The sequence below is a fragment of the Roseomonas sp. TS2 genome, from assembly GCF_058833935.1.
The window spans coordinates 20,648-36,213 of the sequence record NZ_JCACVY010000013.1 but is presented as its reverse complement, the minus strand read 5'-3'; the positions used below and the strand labels follow the sequence as shown (position 1 = coordinate 36,213).

Here is a 15,566-nt window from a genome sequence, read left to right as displayed (position 1 = left end):
CGGGGGGCGGCGCCCGGCGCCTCAGGCCACGCCGTTGCGGCCCATCTCCAGGAACTTCTCGCGGCGGCGGGCGCGCAGCGTGCCGCTGTCGAGCGCCAGCAGCGGCTCCAGGCATTCCGCCACCTTGTCGCCCACAGCGGCGATCGCGGCGGCGGCGTCGCGGTGCGCGCCGCCCAGCGGCTCCGCCACCACGGCGTCGATCAGCGCCAGGCGCGAGAGGTCCTGCGCCGTCAGCTTCAGCGCATCGGCGGCGGTGCTGGCCTGGGCCGCGTCCCGCCACAGGATCGAGGCGCAGCCCTCGGGGCTGATCACCGAGTAGATGGAGTGCTCCAGCATCAGCACGCGGTCGGCCGCGGCGAGGGCGATGGCGCCGCCCGAGCCGCCCTCGCCGATGATGGTGGAGACCATCGGCACCGGCGCGTCCAGGCAGGCCTCGATCGAGCGGGCGATGGCCTCGGCCTGGCCGCGCGCCTCGGCCTCGATGCCGGGGAAGGCGCCGGCGGTGTCGACGAAGGAGAGGACGGGCAGGCCGAAGCGCCCGGCCAGCTCCATCAGGCGGCGGGCCTTGCGGTAGCCCTCGGGCCGGGCCATGCCGAAATTGTGGCGCACGCGGCTCTCGGTGTCGGTGCCCTTCTCGGTGCCCAGCACCATCACGGCGCGGCCGCGGAAGCGGCCCATGCCGCCCACCACCGCCGCGTCGTCGGCGAAGGCGCGGTCGCCGGCCAGGGGCGTGAAGTCCTCGATCAGGGCGCGGACATAGTCGAGGCATTTCGGCCGGTCCGGGTGGCGGGCCACCTGGGTCTTCTGCCAGGGCGTCAGCTTGGCGTAGGTGGCGGAGAGCAGCTTCTCCGCCTTGTCCGACAGGCGGCCGACCTCCTCCGCCACGTCGATGCCGCCCGCATCGGTGGTGCGGCGCAGCTCCTCGATCTTGCCTTCCAGCTCGGCGAGGGGCTTTTCGAAGTCGAGGAAGTGACGCATCGCGATCCCGTCTCTGGCGGCGCCCGTCACGGCCTGGGCGCGGAGAGCGGGTGGCCTAGCGCAGATGCGGCGTCAAGGCCAGCATGCCCGCCGCATCCCGCCCGCCTCAGCCGGGGTAGCGTTGGAATTCCGGCAGGGTGTGCAGCGTGGCCATCCAGGGCAGGCGCTCCGCCACCTGGATCTGCGCGCCCGGCGGCAGGAGGGCGGCATCGTCCAGCGTGCCGGTCTGGATGTCCACCATGCCGGGCAGCATCGCCTCGTTCACGTAGAACAGGCTGGTGCCGCATTCGGCACAGAAGCTGCGGCGGCCATGGGCGGAGGAGGCATAGACCTTCGGCGTGCCCCGCACGGTGAGCCGCCCGGCCGGCACCATCGCCCAGCCCACCACCGGCGCCCCGGCATGGCGGCGGCAATCGGCGCAGTGGCACAGCGCGTGGTGCAGCACATCCGCCGCCGCCACCGCATACTGCACGGCGCCGCAATGGCAGCGCCCGGCCAGCATGGTCATGCCCTTCCTCCCCGCCCCCTGGAGGGGGCAGCGTGCCATGGCCGGCCCCGTCAGGCCAGCGGGTGGTGCGTCTCGACGAGCTGGCGCAGCCGCTCCTCCAGCACCCGCGTGTAGATCTGGGTGGTGGCAATGTCGGCATGGCCGAGCAGCATCTGCAGGGCGCGCAGATCGGCGCCGCCCTCCAGCAGGTGGCTGGCGAAGGAATGGCGCAGCACGTGCGGGCTGACCTTGGCCGGGTCCAGCCCCGCCGCCAGCGCCGCCTGCTTGACCAGCAGCAGCAGCCCCTGGCGCGTCAGGTGCCCGGCCGCGCCATGCGAGGGGAACAGCCATTTGGAAGGCTTCTTCGGGTCCCGCAGCGCGGCCACGGCGGCGCGCGCCCGGGCCGAGACCGGCACCAGCCGGTCCTTCCCCCCCTTGCCGCGCACGCGGATCAGCGCGCTGCCCTGCGCCAGGGCATGCGCCGGCAGCGAGACCACCTCGCTGGCGCGCAGGCCGGAGCAGTAGAGCAGCTCCAGCAGCGCCACGGCCAGCGGGCCGCGCTTGCCGGGAATGGTCGCGGCGGCGCCCAGCAGCGCCTCCACCTCCGCCACGCGCAGCGCCTTGGGCAGGGAGCGCGGCTGGCGGGGGCTGTCGAGCAGCTCGGTGGGGTCGTCGGCGCGCACATTCTCCCGCGCCAGGAAGCGGAAGAACTGGCGCAGCGCCGAGAGCCGCCGCGCCGCGGTGCGCGGCGAGAGGCCGGCATCGGTCAGCCGCGCCAGGTAGGCGCGCAGCATCTCGGACGAGGCGGCGGCGAGCGACTCGCCGCGCCGGCGGGCATAGGTCTCGAAATCGGTCAGGTCCGCCTCGTAGGCCGTCAGCGTGTTGCGCGCGGCGCCACGCTCGGCCGAGAGCATCTCCAGGAAGGCCTCGAGGAGGCGGTCCATCCCTGGTTCCTGACGGCCGGGGCCGGCCTCAGCGGGTGCCGAAGCGCTCGTTGGGCAGGGTGCGCTCGACCGGCTGCTGCGTCACGGGCGGCGGGAAGGCGCCCAGCACCAGCAGCCCGCCCAGGGCGGCGATGACCAGGATCAGGATGAGGAGAAGCAAGGGACGGCGGAACATGGCGGCCGGGGGTATCCTGCGCGGCGGAGTGTGATGTGCTACCGTCCGGCCCTGTGTCACGCAACCTCGGCTTCGCCATCATTCCGCCCGCCGCACCGCCGGCCCCCGAGCCCACCGGCCCCGCCATGACCGCGCCGGCACCGGCCACGCCGCCGCCCCTGGACATTCCGGGCGGCCGGCCGCGCTCGGTCGTGCTGGTGGGGATGCCGGGCTCCGGCAAATCCTCCATCGGCCGCCGCCTGGCGCAGCGCCTGGGCCTGCCCTTCTGCGACGCGGACGCCGAGATCGAGGCCGCCGCCGGCCAGCCCATCACCGAGATCTTCGCCCGCTATGGCGAGCCGCATTTCCGCGAGGGGGAGCGGCGGGTCATCGCCCGCCTGCTCTCCGGCCCGCCCGTCGTGCTGGCCACCGGCGGCGGCGCCTATGCCGATGCCGAGACGCGCCGCGCCATCCGCGACTCGGGCGCCGTGGCGCTGTGGCTGCGCTGCACCGTGCCGGTGCTGCTGCCGCGCGTCGCGGGGCGCAGCACCCGGCCGATGTTCCTCGACCAGGACCCGGAGGCGGTGCTGAACCGCCTCATGGCCGCCCGCCACCCCTTCTATGCCGAGGCCGATATCGTGGTGAACTGCCTGGACGAATCCCCCGAGACCACGACCGACCGCGTGCAGGCCGCGCTGGAGGGCCATGCCATGCCGGACCGCCTGCCCGTGGCGCTCTCCGCCAGCCCCTACGAGGTGCTGGTGGGCGAGGGGCTGCTGGCCCGCGCCGGCGGGCTGATCGCCCCGGTGCTGCCGGCGCGGCGCGTGGCCATCGTCAGCGATGCCAGCGTGGCGGCGCTGCACCTCCCCGCGCTGCGCGCCGGGCTGGAGCGGGCGGGCTTCGAGATCCGCGCCAGCCTCTCCGTGCCGCCGGGCGAGGCCAGCAAGAGTTTCTCCCAGTTCGGCACGCTGATGGAGGCGCTGCTGGCGGCGGGCATCGACCGCAGCACCGCCATCGTCGCGCTCGGCGGCGGGGTGGTGGGCGACCTCGCCGGCTTCGCCGCCGCCGCGGCGCTGCGCGGCCTGCCCTTCGTGCAGGTGCCCACCACCCTGCTGGCGCAGGTGGACAGCTCGGTGGGCGGCAAGACCGGCATCAACCTGAAGGCGGGCAAGAACCTGGCCGGCGCCTTCCACCAGCCGCGCATCGTGCTGGCCGATACCGGGGTGCTCGCCACCCTCCCCGCCCGCGAATTGCGCGCCGGCTATGCCGAGGTGGCCAAGCACGGCCTGCTCCAGGGCCCGCTCTGGGACTGGTGCGAGGCCGAGGGCGCCAAGGCCGTGGCGGGCGATGCCGCCGCGCTGCGCCACGCCGTGCTGGAGAGCTGCCGCCTGAAGGCCGCCGTGGTGGCCGCCGACGAGCGCGAGGAAAGCCCCGAGGGCGGCCGCGCCCTGCTCAACCTCGGGCATACCTTCGGCCACGCCATCGAGGCCGAGTGCGGCTACGATGGCAGCCTGCTGCATGGCGAGGGCGTGGCGGTGGGTCTCGGCCTCGCCGCCCGGCTCTCGGCGCGGCTCGGCCTGTGCGACGCGGCGCTGCCGGGGCGGGTGGAGGCGCATCTCGCCGCCGTCGGCCTGCCCGCGCGCCTCGCCGACCTGCCGCGCGGCTTCACCGTGGAGGCGCTGATGGGCCGCATGCGCAAGGACAAGAAGGTGCGCGACGGCGCGCTGCGCTTCGTGCTGCTGCGCGGCCCCGGCGAGGCGCTGACCCGCGGCGACGTGCCGCCGGCGCTGGTCGAGGACCTGCTGCGCGAGGCTGGCGCCACCGGCTGAGCGCCGCCGCGCGCGGCAGCCATGCCCCGCGCCGGGCTTCCCCCCTCGTGGCCGCCATGCCATAGCGGAAGGCTCTGTTGCGACGCATCATGCCGGGAGGCCTGCCCATGCCCCTCTCCCCGCCCGCCGCGCGCCAGCCGCTGCACCGGCGCCTGATCGACATGCACGGCTATGCGCGCGAGGACGGCCTGTTCGACATCGAGGGCCATCTGGTCGACACCAAGCCGCATGGCTTCGAGACGCTGGACCGCAGCGTCGGCCCGGACGAGCCGCTGCACGGCATGTGGATCCGGCTGACCGTGGATGACGAGCTGCTGATCCACGCCTGCGAGGCCTCGACCGATTTCAGCCCCTACGCCATCTGCCCCGCCGCGGCGGCGAATTTCGGCCGGCTGGCGGGGCTGCGCATCGGCGCCGGCTTCAACCGCGCGGTGCAGGAGCGGGTGGGCGGCACGCTGGGCTGCACCCATCTGCGGGAGATGATGGCGCAGCTCGCCACCGTCGCCTTCCAGACCACCTACGACGCGCGGCAGGCCCGCCGCCAGGCCGAGGCGAAGACATCGCCCGCCCGCCGCCCCGCCCTGGTCGATACCTGCCTCGCCTATGCCGAGGGCAGCGACGTGGTGGCGCGCCACTGGCCGGACTACGCCGCCAGCCGCCACCGCGCGGCGGAGTGAAGGCCGGCGTCAGTCCTCGTCGCGGCTGAAGAAGGCGCGCAGGAAGCGGCGCAGCGGCGAGGCGGGCGGCGCCAGCTCCGCCGCCTCAGCCTCGGTGAGGTCGGGCGGGCCGAGGCGGCTGTAGAGGGCCTGCACCTTCTCGTCCTCGGGCAGGCGGCGTGCCGCCTCGGCGGCGGTGCGGCGCGCCAGCTCCAGCCGCCCCGTCCGCTCCAGCGCGCGGGCCAGCCCGATATGCGCCGCGCCCAGCTCGGGCGCGAGCAGCAGCGCCTCGCGGAACACCGGCTCCGCCTCCCCCGGCTCGCCGACGAACAGCAGGAGCTGGCCGAGCCAGAGATAGGCCTGCGGGTCCTTGTCAGCGTCCTGCACCTGCTGGCGGGCGACGGCGATGGCCTCGGCGCGGTCGCCGCGCGCGGCCAGGGCGTGGCTGAGGCCGAGCAACGCCTTGGCATGGCTGGGGTTCTGCCGCAGCACGATGCGGAACTGCGCCTCGGCCTCGTCCAGCTTGCCGTTGTTCAGCAGCAGGTGGCCGTAATGCACATGCAGCTTGCCGTCGCCCGGCGCGTCGCGCACGCCGCGCTTGCACAGCTCCAGCGCCTCCGTCATCCGCTTCTGGCTGCCCAGCACCAGGGAAAGCCCCTGGTAGACGTGCCCGACATTCTTGCGCAGCGCCAGCGCGGCACGGAACGGCGCCTCCGCCGCGTTGAACTCGCCCATGCCGAGCAGGGCATGGCCGGCCCGCGCCTGGCTGTGGAAATCCTCCGGCCGCAGCGCCGCCTGGCGCAGCGCCACGGCGGTGGCACCGTCGCGGTCGCCCGCGTCGCGCAGCGCGCGCATGCGCAGCCGCATGGCGCGCATGATGTCCTGCTCGGCGATTCCGGGGGAGAGGCCAAGCTCCAGCGCCCGCTTCCAAAGCCGGTTGGCCATCTCCAGATGGCCGCGGCGGAAGGCGGCGTTGCCGGCATGGCGGAACCAGTGCGGGCTCTGGTGGCGGCGGGCGCGCATCAGCGCCGTCAGCCGCGGCAGGTCCTCGGCCAGGATGCCGTCGAGCATCTGGCGGAGGAAGGCGCTCTCCACCAGCAGCCAGACCGGCGCGTGGTCCATGAAGGGGGTGCGCAGCCAGTGCACCCCCGCCCCCTTCGCCAGCGCCGCCGCGTGGCGCGCATCCTCCGGCATGTAGGGGTCGGCCAGCAGCACGGCGAAGCGGCCCGGCTCGCCCGGCCGCACCGCCATGTCGGGCAGCAGGGCGGCGTCGTGGTGCTGGTGGAAGCGCTTGTCCCACGGCACCTGGCGCGGGTCGATCGAGCCCTGCGGGCATACGCCGAAGGCATGGGCCGCGCCCAGCAGCCGCGCGTATTTCAGCGCGGCATAGCCGCCCATGCTGTAGCCGTAGGTGATGGCTGGGCCGCGCAGGGCGCCGCGCACCGCCGCCGCCGCCGCCGCCACCGAGGCGGCGGGGAACCAGTTCTCCCGCTTGGCCACGAAGCCGATGGCGTTCACCTTCAGCTTGCGCGCCACCTCCTGGCCCCAGATGCTGTCGCCCTTCGGGCGGAAGGTCAGGTCGGCGAAGGTGATCAGCGTGGGCTCGCCGGCGGCGGGCCGGTGCACCACCACGAGGTGCTCGTCTTCGTAGAGGATCGTGCCCGCCGGAGCGGCCGGCGGGGTGGTGGCGGCGGGATGGGTCTCGGCCATGATCCTGCGGGCGGGTGGCGTCAGGCCGCCCGGCCCGCCTCCTCCGGGGTTTGCAGGCGCAGCGAGAGGGCGTGCAGGCCGCTGCCGAATTCCTGCTCCAGCGCGGCGTGCACGGCGCGCGAGCGGGCGACGCGGCTCATGCCCGCGAAGGCGGGGCTGACCACCCGCACCGCGTAGTGGGTCTGCCCGCCGGGGGCCGCGCCGGCATGGCCGGCATGGCGGTGGCTCTCATCCAGGATCGAGACATCCGCCCCGGGGAAGGCCGAGAGCAGGATCGTCCGCATGCGCTCTTCGCGTGTTGACATGACGGGCAGGTTTTCCATGCCGAAACCCGCCTGCCAAGAGAAAGGTTTGGCATCTGCCGCCTTGCGGGATGCCCGCGAGACGCCCATAAACCTCCAAATGGCCCGCCGAGGCGAACGTCTCAGACCCGACACATCCACCCCGACCACACCGTGCGACGCGCCCGGCTGTGAGGCTCCGGGTGAATTCCGCGCACCCCGCGACCGCTCGCGACTGCGCGACTATTACCATTTCTGCCTGGAGCATGTCCGCGCCTACAACCAGGCATGGGACTATTATAAGGGCATGAATGCCGACGAGATCGAGCAGAACCTGCGCGAGGACAGCTCCTGGCAGCGCCCGACCTGGCCCCTGGGCCGGCTCGGCGGCACCAAGCTGAACCCCGAGCTGTTCCGCGACCCTCTCGGACTGTTTGGCCAGGCGCCGCCGACGCCGCGCAAGAGCGCCAAGGAGGCACCGCCCGAGCTGCGTGCCGCGCTCGACATGCTCGGCCTCGGCTGGCCGCTGGAGGAGGATGCGCTGCGCGCCCGCTACAAGGAGCTCGCCAAGCGCTACCACCCCGACACCAACGGCGGCGACAAATCCGCCGAGGACCGCCTCAAGGATATCAACCGAGCCTATAGCCTTCTGCGCAAGCGGCTGGCCATGATGGCGGCGGAACAGCAGACGCCGAAGAAGCCGCCCGCGGCCTCCGCCAGCCGGGCAGCCTGAGCCGCGAGAGACCGACACCGCACCGCCCCGATCCGCGAACGCACAGCCGAGAGCGAAGAGAGCCCTATGACGAAGGTCGCAACATTGTCCGAAGCGCGCCCCACCTCCGTGATCAACCTGCCGGATATCACCGTGAAGGCGCGCGAGGTCTTCGGCATCGACAGCGACCTGGAGGTTCCCGCCTTCTCGGTCCGCACCGAGCACGTGCCGGAGCCCGACTCCACCTATAAGTTCGACCGCGACACGACGCTCGCCATCCTGGCCGGCTTCGCCTTCAACCGGCGCGTCATGGTCCAGGGCTACCACGGCACCGGCAAGTCCACCCATATCGAGCAGGTGGCGGCGCGGCTGAACTGGCCCTGCATCCGCGTCAACCTCGACAGCCACATCAGCCGCATCGACCTGATCGGCAAGGACGCCATCGTCCTCAAGGACGGCAAGCAGGTGACGGAGTTCCGCGAGGGCATCCTCCCCTGGGCGCTGCAGCACCCCTGCGCCATGGTGTTCGACGAGTACGACGCCGGCCGGCCGGACGTGATGTTCGTCATCCAGCGCGTGCTGGAGGTCGAGGGCAAGCTGACCCTGCTCGACCAGAACCGCGTCATCCGCCCGCACCCGGCCTTCCGCCTCTTCGCCACCGCCAACACGGTGGGGCTGGGCGACACCACCGGCCTCTACCACGGCACCCAGCAGATCAATCAGGGCCAGATGGACCGCTGGAACATCGTGGCCACGCTGAACTACCTGCCGCACGCGCAGGAGAGCAGCATCGTCGCCGCCAAGCTCGGCATCGAGCCGGGCGACACGGCGGGCAAGAAGCGCATCGACGCCATGGTGGCGCTGGCCGACCTGACCCGCGCCGGCTTCATCGCCGGCGACATCTCCACCGTCATGTCGCCGCGCACCGTCATCACCTGGGCCGAGAACACCCGCATCTTCGGCGATGTCGGCTTCGCCTTCCGCCTCTCCTTCCTCAACAAGTGCGACGAGGCGGAGCGCTCGACCGTGGCCGAGTACTACCAGCGCTGCTTCAACGAGGAAGTTCCCACCGGGCTGCTGGTTCGCAAGAACTGAAACCATGGCCAGGAGGGGCGCCGCCCCTCCTGGACCTCCCCGCCAGGAACCTGAGGTTCCTGGACCTCCCAGCAGGGGTACGCCATGAGCGGTAGCGGCAAGGACCTGACACGTCAGGAAGAGTTCAAGCGGGCCACCGCCGGCACGCTGCGCGCCATCGCGCGCAACGCCGAGGTGCAGGTGGCCTACCAGCCGGGGCCGTCCGGCCTCGCCGGCAAGCGGGCGCGGCTGCCGCTGCCGACCCGCGCCCTGCCGCCGGCCGAGATGGCCCGGCTGCGCGGCGCTGCGGATTCCATCGCGCTACGCCTGCGCCACCATGACGAGGCCGCCCACGCCGCCCGCACCCCCGCCCGCCGCGAGGCGCGCGAGGTGTTCGACGCGCTGGAGCAGGCCCGCGTCGAGGTGATCGGCTCCCGGCTGATGCCGGGCGTGGCCGCCAACCTCGATGCCCGGCTGGCCGAGACCTGCGAGTCGGAAGGCTATGACCGGATGACGCGGAAGGACCAGCTGCCGCTGCCCGCCGCGCTCTCGCTGCTGGCGCGTGAGCGCCTCTCCGGCCAGGCCGCCCCCGCCGCCGCCCAGCGCATCCTCGACCTCTGGCGCGCCACGCTGGGCGACAAGGCCGAGGCCGCGCTCGACGAGATGGCCACCGCCAGCGAGGATCAGGAAAAGTTCGCCCGCGCCGCCCGCAAGCTGCTCTCCGCCTTCGACCTGGTCGAGGCCGAGGTGGAGGCGGAGGCCGAGGAGGACGAGCAGGGCGACGAGGGCAGCGAGACCTCCAGCCAGCAGGACAACTCCGCCGAGGGCGAGGCGCAGAGCCAGGAAAGCGACCCGACGCTGGGCGCCCAGCCCGAATCCATGCAGGGCGAGGGCGCCGAGGAGGAGGGCGAGACCCAGGAGGAGGAAGGCGTCGCCGCCGAGGGCGAGGACCGCCCGGGCGGCCCGCAGCAGCGCAAGGAGGTGGCCCCCTCCGACGATGCCTCCGCCTACCGCGCCTTCACCAAGAAGTTCGACGAGGAGATCGAGGCCGAGGATCTCTGCGACGCCGAGGAGCTGGCCCGCCTGCGCCAGCAGCTCGACCAGCAGCTCAGCCACCTCCAGGGCGTCGTCTCCAAGCTGGCCAACCGGCTGCAGCGCCGCCTTCTGGCGCAGCAGCAGCGCGCCTGGGAATTCGACCTCGAGGAAGGGCAGCTCGATGCCGCGCGGCTGGCGCGGATCATCGTCAACCCGATGCTCTCGCTCTCCTACAAGCGCGAGCGCGAGGCGGATTTCCGCGACACCGTCGTGACGCTGCTGATCGACAATTCCGGCTCGATGCGCGGCCGCCCCATCTCGGTGGCCGCCATGTGCTGCGACATCCTGGCGCGCACGCTGGAGCGCTGCTCGGTGAAGGTCGAGATCCTGGGCTTCACCACCCGCGCATGGAAGGGCGGCCAGAGCCGCGAGCGCTGGGTGCAGGAAGGCAAGCCGCGCAACCCCGGCCGGCTGAACGACCTGCGCCACGTCATCTACAAGAGCGCCGACGCGCCCTGGCGCCGCGCCCGCAAGAATCTCGGGCTGATGCTGCGCGAGGGTCTGCTCAAGGAGAACATCGACGGCGAGGCGCTGGACTGGGCCTACAAGCGCCTGATGATGCGCCCCGAGCGGCGCCGCATCCTGATGGTGATCTCGGACGGCGCGCCGGTCGATGACAGCACGCTCTCCGTCAATCCGGGCAACTACCTGGAGCGCCACCTGCGCAAGGTGATCGGCGACATCGAGAACCGCGACATCGTCGAGCTGATCGCCATCGGCATCGGGCATGACGTGACGCGCTACTACCGCCGCGCCGTCACCATCGTCGATGCCGAGGAGCTGGGCGGCACGATGATGAAGAAGCTGGCGGAGCTGTTCGACGAGGACGCCGCCGCCGCCTTCCAGCGCGCGGCCACCGAGCGGGCGCCGCTGCTCGCGTGAGCCGGCGGGCGGCGTGAGCAGGCAGGCGCGCGCGTGAACCGCCCGGGGCGGCGCGGCCTGCTGGCCGTGGCCGCGCTGGGCGGGCTCGGGGCCTGTGCCGCCCTGCGCCTGGGCGGCGCGCCGGCCACGCCCCTGCCGCCTCTCGACCTGCCGCCGGATTCACCGCTCGAATCGCGCGGCGGGCTGCGGCTGAACCGGCATGTCATCGGCTTCGGCGGCCTCTCCGGCCTGCATGTGGACGAGGCCCTGCGGCTGACCGCCATCAGCGATCTGGGCCGCTGGCTCCGGGCCGGTCTCCGGCTCGGGCCGGAAGGGCGGCCGGTGGCGCTGGAGGCGCTCGAGACCGGCCGGCTGGCCGGCGAGTTACCCATCCCCCTGCCCCGCAGCGTCGATGGCGATGCCGAATCGCTGGCGCCACGGCCGGGGGGTGGCTGGCTGGTGGGGTTCGAGCGCCGCCACCGCGTCTGCGCCTATGACACGCTGCGCGAGGCGTGTCGGCCGATCGCCATGCCCCCGGCACTGCGCTTCGCGCCGAACAATGGCGGGCTGGAAAGCCTGGCTTTGCTGGCCGACGGGCGATGGCTGGCCATCACCGAGGCGCTGCCCGCCACAGGCGGCGCGGGGGCGGGGGACGGGGGAGACGTGCGCGCCTGGCTGGGCGAGCCCGGGCAGTGGCTGCCCCTCGCCTACCGCCCCACGCCCGGCTTCGTGCCCACCGGTGCCTGCGGCCTGGCCGATGGTGGCGCGCTGGTGGTGGAGCGGCGCTTCGGCCTGCCCCAGGGCTTCCAGGGCCGCCTGCTGCGCCTGCCCGCCGCAGCCCTGGCCACCGCCCGCGCGGAGACGGTGCTGGAGGCCGAGACCCTGCTGCCCGAGACGGCCCTGCCCGGCGAGAACTGGGAGGGGGTGGCCAGCTTCCGCCATGCCGGGCAGACCTGGGTCGCCCTGCTGGCCGACGACAACGAGCTGTTCTTCCAGGAGGGGCTGCTGCTGCTCTTCACCCTCCGCGACGGCGGCGCCGCTCCCGGCGCCTAGCCGCCTCCGGCCTGGAGGGGCAGGGCCGCCCGCCCGGTGCCGGCCTGCACCGCCTCCGGCGCATTGCCGGCAGGGGCGACATCGGTACCGGCCGGGGCGGGGAGCAGGACGGCGGGCGTGCCCGGCGGGCCGTCCTGCGCGATGTGCAGCAGGCAGCGCCGTGGCAGGGTCATCCAGGTGCGGGCCCCGATGCCCTGCACCGCCTCCACCGTCAGCTCGCCCTCATGGGCGCGCAGGAGCTGGCGGGCCACCAGCAGCCCCAGGGCCAGCCCCCGCGTGCCATCGCCGGCGGCGCTTTGGCCGAGATCCCCGGCGGCCAGCCCCGCCCCCTCATCCTCGACCATGATGGTCAGCGTCTCCTCCGCCTGCACCAGCTGCAGGATGATCGGGTCGCCCTCGCGCGTGTGGCGGATGGCGCGGGTCAGCACCTGCAGCAGCGCGCCGCGGAGCGCGCGGCGGTCGGCCCGCAGGATCAGCGCGGCGAGGTCGGGCGCGACGCGCCATTGCCGCGTGCCGGGCGCCATGGCCAGCGAGACCTGCTCGATCACCTCGCGCAGCAGCGGCGCCAGGGAGACGCACTCCTCCCGCAGCCGGCGGGGAGCGGCGGTGCTGGCGGCCAGGTCGTGTACGTCGGCGGCCAGGCAGAGCAGCGCGCGCGCATGGCCTTCCGCGCCGCCCTGCGCCAGCTGCGGGCTCTGGCCCAGCAGGGACAGGCCGAGCGTGTGCAGCTCCTGCGCGAACAGGTCGAGATGCCGGGTCCGCTGCGCCACCTCCTGCTCCATCTCGATGACCCGGCGCTGCGCGCGGTGGCGCTCGCGCTCGGCCATGAAGAGCAGCAGGCCCACGCCGGAAAGCAGGCCCATCAGGACAATCAGGGAAAAAGTCGCCATGCGCTCATGCTGCGCGACGGACCCGAAGAAAAAGTAAACGCGCCCCGCTCGGGCGGGGCGCGTTCGCATCATCGGTCCATGCACCGCGCGCAGGGCGCGGGAGGCGCGTCAGGCCGCGGCGGCGGCCTTCTTCTCCTGCGCCTTCAGGATGCGGCGCTTCAGGGTCAGCGCCTCGGCCGGCAGCTTCCGGTCGGCGGTGCCGAGCAGGAAGGAGTCCAGGCCGCCATTGTGCTCCACGGTGCGGATGCCGTTGGTGGAGATGCGGATCTGCACGGAGGTGCCGAGCACGTCGGAGAAGAACGAGGTTTCCTGCAGGTTCGGCAGGAAACGGCGACGCGTCTTGTTGTTGGCGTGGCTGACGTTGTTGCCCGTCAGCACGCCCTTGCCGGTGATGCCGCAACGGCGAGCCATGGCGCTACCCTTCAATCGGAGCGGGGTCGCGGCACAGACCGCACACCCAGTGTGAAAAACAGAGGGGGCGTATGGCCCGCCCCCCCGCGAGAGTCAAGGATTCGACGGCCCCGCGGCGGCGGAAATCCTGGCCGCGCGGGCGCCTGCCGGCTTCAGAGATCGTTGCCGGACGGCGGCCCCTGGCGCATCTCGGCCAGCTCCCCCGCCTCGACCGAGGCCAGCGCGCTGCGCAGCACGTTGGCGATCGCCTCGTCGCGCATGCTGCGCGCCATCAGCCCGAGCGCGCCGCCGAGCAGGGCGGAGGCGACCGAGATCGGCGCGATCTTCTGCTCGATCATGTATTCGATCGCCTTGTCCACCACGGACCCGGCATGGCTGAGATCTTCCGGGGCCACCCCCTGCGGATCGAGTTGCATCTGGTGCCCTCCTGATACGGTCCGGTCACATAGTCACACTGGCGGGGAAGCAAAAGAGCACGGGCGCAAAAGAGCAGGGGGCGCAAAAGGCGGGCGGAACGCGCCGCTCACAGGCGCGGGTCGTGCGCCGGGCGCCGCCCCGCATCCGCCTCCACCCCGGCGGCGCGCGCCGCCTCCTGCGCCGCCGCCGCCGCCTCGGCCGCCGCCACGGCCTCGGACTGGCGGCGCCACATCTGCGCGTAGAGGCCATCCGCCGCCATCAGTGCCGTGTGGTTGCCGCGCTCGGCGATCTGCCCGTCCTGCAGCACGATGATCTCGTCCGCCTCCACCACGGTGGAGAGGCGGTGGGCGATGACCAGCGTGGTGCGCCCCGCCGAGACGCCGCGCAGCGCCGCCTGGATTTCCTGCTCGGTGCGCGTGTCGAGCGCGCTCGTCGCCTCGTCCAGGATCAGCACGCGCGGATCCTTCAGGATGGTGCGGGCGATGGCCACGCGCTGCTTCTCGCCGCCCGAGAGCTTCAGGCCGCGCTCGCCCACACGGGTGTCGTAGCCATCCGGCAGGCGGAGGACGAAGTCATGCACCTGGGCGAGCTTGGCGGCCGCCACCACCTCCTCCTCCGAGGCGCCGGGGCGGCCATAGGCGATGTTGTAGCGGATGGTGTCGTTGAACAGCACCGTGTCCTGCGGCACCACGCCGACGGCGGCGCGCAGGCTCTCCTGCGTCACGCTCCGGATATCCTGGCCATCGAGCAGGATCTCGCCGCTCTGGGCGTCGTAGAAGCGGAACAGCAGGCGCGAGATGGTGGACTTGCCGGCGCCGGTGGGGCCGACGATGGCCAGCGTCCGCCCCGCCGGGACGCTCAGCGAGACACCCTTGAGGATGGTGCGGTCCGGCCGGTAGCCGAAGCGGATGTCGCGGAACTCCAGCGCGCCGGGACCTGCGGCGAGCGGCGGCGCGCCGGGGGCATCGGCCACCTCCTGCTTCTCGCGCATCAGGGTGAACATGGCCTCCATGTCCACCAGCCCCTGCTTCAGCTCGCGATAGACGAAGCCCAGGAAGTTCAGCGGCAGGTAGAGCTGGATCAGGTAGGTGTTCACCAGCACGAAATCGCCCACCGACATGCTGCCATTGGCGACGCCGCGCGCGGCCATCAGCATCACCGCCGTCAGGCCGATGGCGATGATCGCCGCCTGGCCCATGTTCAGGTAGTTCAGCGTCACCTCGGAGCGAGTGTAGGCGGCCTCGTAGCGCGCGAGGGAGGAATCGTAGCGCCGCTCCTCGTGCTTCTCGTTGCCGAAATACTTCACCGTCTCGTAGTTCAGCAGGCTGTCGATGGCCTTGGTGTTGGCCTCCTGGTCCATCTCGTTCATGGCGCGGCGGAAGCGCAGCCGCCAGTCGGTGAAGACCAGGGTGAAGGCGATGTAGAGCCCGATCGTCAGCAGCGTGACAAGGGCGAAGCTGGCGTCGAACAGCCCCCACAGGATGCCCGCGACGAGCAGGATTTCGATCAGCGTGGGGATGATGTTGAACAGCATGAAGTCGAGGACGAAGTTGATGCCCCGCGTGCCGCGCTCGATGACGCGGCTCATGCCGCCCGTCTGCCGGTCCAGGTGGAAGCGGAGCGACAGGGCGTGCAGGTGGCGGAACACGTTGAGCGCGATGACCCGCCCCGCCCGCGCCTGCACGCGGGTGAAGACGGCGTCGCGCAGCTCCGCCATCCAGGAGGAGGTGATGCGCAGCAGACCATAGGCCAGCACGAGGGCCACGGGCACGGTGGCGATGGCGGCGGCGGTGCCGGCCTGCGGCCCCAGCGCGTCCACGGCGCGGGCATAGGCGATCGGCACCACCACGTTGGCGCCCTTGGCGAGCACCATGAGGATCAGCGCGACGACGACGCGGGCGCGCAGCCCCGGCTCGTTGCGGGGCCAGAGATAGGGGGCGAGGGTCAGCAGCGTTTGGAAGTGGCCGCGCGGACGGGCCGGCGCGGCAGGGGAAGCGGGCACGGGGCAATCTCC

16 protein-coding genes are annotated in these 15,566 nt (G+C 72.8%); 6 read left to right on the top strand and 10 right to left on the bottom strand.

The annotated features are described in order from the left end of the window. Positions 1-21: 21 nt before the first annotated feature. The 4 genes from ACZJYS_RS04725 to ACZJYS_RS04710 form a co-directional block, all read right to left on the bottom strand. Complete coding sequence (locus ACZJYS_RS04725) at positions 22-978, bottom strand: acetyl-CoA carboxylase carboxyltransferase subunit alpha (protein ID WP_379649383.1); 957 nt, start codon at positions 976-978, stop codon at positions 22-24. Positions 979-1,084: 106 nt separating this feature from the next. Beyond that, positions 1,085-1,486, bottom strand: a complete 402-nt coding sequence (locus ACZJYS_RS04720) for a GFA family protein (protein WP_493176165.1) — start codon at positions 1,484-1,486, stop codon at positions 1,085-1,087. A 50-nt stretch (positions 1,487-1,536) separates the two neighbouring features. Beyond that, a complete protein-coding gene (locus ACZJYS_RS04715; protein WP_493176163.1) occupies positions 1,537-2,409 on the bottom strand; it encodes a site-specific tyrosine recombinase XerD in 873 nt (290 codons plus the stop codon). Between the two features lie 28 nt (positions 2,410-2,437). Then, positions 2,438-2,584, bottom strand: a complete 147-nt coding sequence (locus ACZJYS_RS04710; RefSeq protein ID WP_181378041.1) for a hypothetical protein — start codon at positions 2,582-2,584, stop codon at positions 2,438-2,440. A gap of 125 nt (positions 2,585-2,709) precedes the next feature. Here ACZJYS_RS04710 and aroB point away from each other — a divergent pair, with 125 nt between their 5' ends. Both aroB and ACZJYS_RS04700 read left to right on the top strand, forming a co-directional pair. Further along, entirely contained in the window at positions 2,710-4,392 is a 1,683-nt protein-coding gene (aroB, locus tag ACZJYS_RS04705; RefSeq protein WP_493176186.1) for a 3-dehydroquinate synthase, read from the top strand. Between the two features lie 107 nt (positions 4,393-4,499). Beyond that, complete coding sequence (locus ACZJYS_RS04700) at positions 4,500-5,069, top strand: DUF2889 domain-containing protein (RefSeq protein WP_109516422.1); 570 nt, start codon at positions 4,500-4,502, stop codon at positions 5,067-5,069. 9 nt (positions 5,070-5,078) lie between these two features. Here ACZJYS_RS04700 and ACZJYS_RS04695 read toward each other — a convergent pair whose 3' ends face one another. Both ACZJYS_RS04695 and ACZJYS_RS04690 read right to left on the bottom strand, forming a co-directional pair. After that, positions 5,079-6,758 carry a tetratricopeptide repeat protein gene (locus tag ACZJYS_RS04695; RefSeq protein ID WP_493176161.1) on the bottom strand — a complete coding sequence of 560 codons (1,680 nt, stop codon included), beginning with the start codon at positions 6,756-6,758 and terminating at the stop codon, positions 5,079-5,081. Positions 6,759-6,778: 20 nt separating this feature from the next. Then, positions 6,779-7,063: a BolA family protein gene (locus ACZJYS_RS04690; RefSeq protein WP_109516345.1), complete on the bottom strand. Its 285-nt coding sequence runs from the start codon at positions 7,061-7,063 to the stop codon at positions 6,779-6,781. Positions 7,064-7,160: 97 nt separating this feature from the next. Between ACZJYS_RS04690 and ACZJYS_RS04685 the strand changes: the two genes are divergently transcribed. The 4 genes from ACZJYS_RS04685 (at position 7,161) to ACZJYS_RS04670 (ending at position 11,834) form a co-directional block, all read left to right on the top strand. Beyond that, complete coding sequence (locus ACZJYS_RS04685; RefSeq protein WP_109516346.1) at positions 7,161-7,772, top strand: J domain-containing protein; 612 nt, start codon at positions 7,161-7,163, stop codon at positions 7,770-7,772. Between the two features lie 66 nt (positions 7,773-7,838). Beyond that, on the top strand, positions 7,839-8,846 hold the full coding sequence (gene cobS / locus ACZJYS_RS04680; protein WP_109516347.1) for a cobaltochelatase subunit CobS: 1,008 nt from the start codon (positions 7,839-7,841) through the stop codon (positions 8,844-8,846). A gap of 84 nt (positions 8,847-8,930) precedes the next feature. Then, on the top strand, positions 8,931-10,802 hold the full coding sequence (cobT, locus tag ACZJYS_RS04675; RefSeq protein WP_109516348.1) for a cobaltochelatase subunit CobT: 1,872 nt from the start codon (positions 8,931-8,933) through the stop codon (positions 10,800-10,802). Between the two features lie 33 nt (positions 10,803-10,835). Further along, positions 10,836-11,834, top strand: coding sequence for an esterase-like activity of phytase family protein (locus tag ACZJYS_RS04670; RefSeq protein ID WP_493176157.1), 999 nt, complete (start codon positions 10,836-10,838; stop codon positions 11,832-11,834). Here the strand turns inward: ACZJYS_RS04670 and ACZJYS_RS04665 are convergent. The 4 genes from ACZJYS_RS04665 to ACZJYS_RS04650 form a co-directional block, all read right to left on the bottom strand. Further along, a complete protein-coding gene (locus ACZJYS_RS04665) occupies positions 11,831-12,724 on the bottom strand; it encodes a sensor histidine kinase (RefSeq protein ID WP_493176155.1) in 894 nt (297 codons plus the stop codon). The genes ACZJYS_RS04670 and ACZJYS_RS04665 overlap by 4 nt on opposite strands. A 108-nt stretch (positions 12,725-12,832) precedes the next feature. Next, positions 12,833-13,135 carry a 50S ribosomal protein L28 gene (gene rpmB / locus ACZJYS_RS04660; RefSeq protein WP_109516351.1) on the bottom strand — a complete coding sequence of 101 codons (303 nt, stop codon included), beginning with the start codon at positions 13,133-13,135 and terminating at the stop codon, positions 12,833-12,835. A 152-nt stretch (positions 13,136-13,287) separates the two neighbouring features. Next, positions 13,288-13,551, bottom strand: coding sequence for a hypothetical protein (locus tag ACZJYS_RS04655; RefSeq protein ID WP_109516352.1), 264 nt, complete (start codon positions 13,549-13,551; stop codon positions 13,288-13,290). Positions 13,552-13,658: 107 nt separating this feature from the next. Continuing rightward, positions 13,659-15,554, bottom strand: coding sequence for an ABCB family ABC transporter ATP-binding protein/permease (locus ACZJYS_RS04650; protein WP_379633004.1), 1,896 nt, complete (start codon positions 15,552-15,554; stop codon positions 13,659-13,661). Positions 15,555-15,566 lie beyond the last annotated feature (12 nt).

Bases quoted from the DNA above. Each gene is read 5' to 3' on its own strand.
- ACZJYS_RS04725 (WP_379649383.1), bottom strand. From the start codon at position 978: ATGCGTCACTTCCTCGACTTCGAAAAGCCCCTCGCCGAGCTGGAAGGC.
- ACZJYS_RS04720 (WP_493176165.1), bottom strand. From the start codon at position 1,486: ATGACCATGCTGGCCGGGCGCTGCCATTGCGGCGCCGTGCAGTATGCG.
- ACZJYS_RS04715 (WP_493176163.1), bottom strand. From the start codon at position 2,409: ATGGACCGCCTCCTCGAGGCCTTCCTGGAGATGCTCTCGGCCGAGCGT.
- ACZJYS_RS04710 (WP_181378041.1), bottom strand. From the start codon at position 2,584: ATGTTCCGCCGTCCCTTGCTTCTCCTCATCCTGATCCTGGTCATCGCC.
- aroB (WP_493176186.1), top strand. From the start codon at position 2,710: ATGACCGCGCCGGCACCGGCCACGCCGCCGCCCCTGGACATTCCGGGC.
- ACZJYS_RS04700 (WP_109516422.1), top strand. From the start codon at position 4,500: ATGCCCCTCTCCCCGCCCGCCGCGCGCCAGCCGCTGCACCGGCGCCTG.
- ACZJYS_RS04695 (WP_493176161.1), bottom strand. From the start codon at position 6,758: ATGGCCGAGACCCATCCCGCCGCCACCACCCCGCCGGCCGCTCCGGCG.
- ACZJYS_RS04690 (WP_109516345.1), bottom strand. From the start codon at position 7,063: ATGTCAACACGCGAAGAGCGCATGCGGACGATCCTGCTCTCGGCCTTC.
- ACZJYS_RS04685 (WP_109516346.1), top strand. From the start codon at position 7,161: ATGGCCCGCCGAGGCGAACGTCTCAGACCCGACACATCCACCCCGACC.
- cobS (WP_109516347.1), top strand. From the start codon at position 7,839: ATGACGAAGGTCGCAACATTGTCCGAAGCGCGCCCCACCTCCGTGATC.
- cobT (WP_109516348.1), top strand. From the start codon at position 8,931: ATGAGCGGTAGCGGCAAGGACCTGACACGTCAGGAAGAGTTCAAGCGG.
- ACZJYS_RS04665 (WP_493176155.1), bottom strand. From the start codon at position 12,724: ATGGCGACTTTTTCCCTGATTGTCCTGATGGGCCTGCTTTCCGGCGTG.
- rpmB (WP_109516351.1), bottom strand. From the start codon at position 13,135: ATGGCTCGCCGTTGCGGCATCACCGGCAAGGGCGTGCTGACGGGCAAC.
- ACZJYS_RS04655 (WP_109516352.1), bottom strand. From the start codon at position 13,551: ATGCAACTCGATCCGCAGGGGGTGGCCCCGGAAGATCTCAGCCATGCC.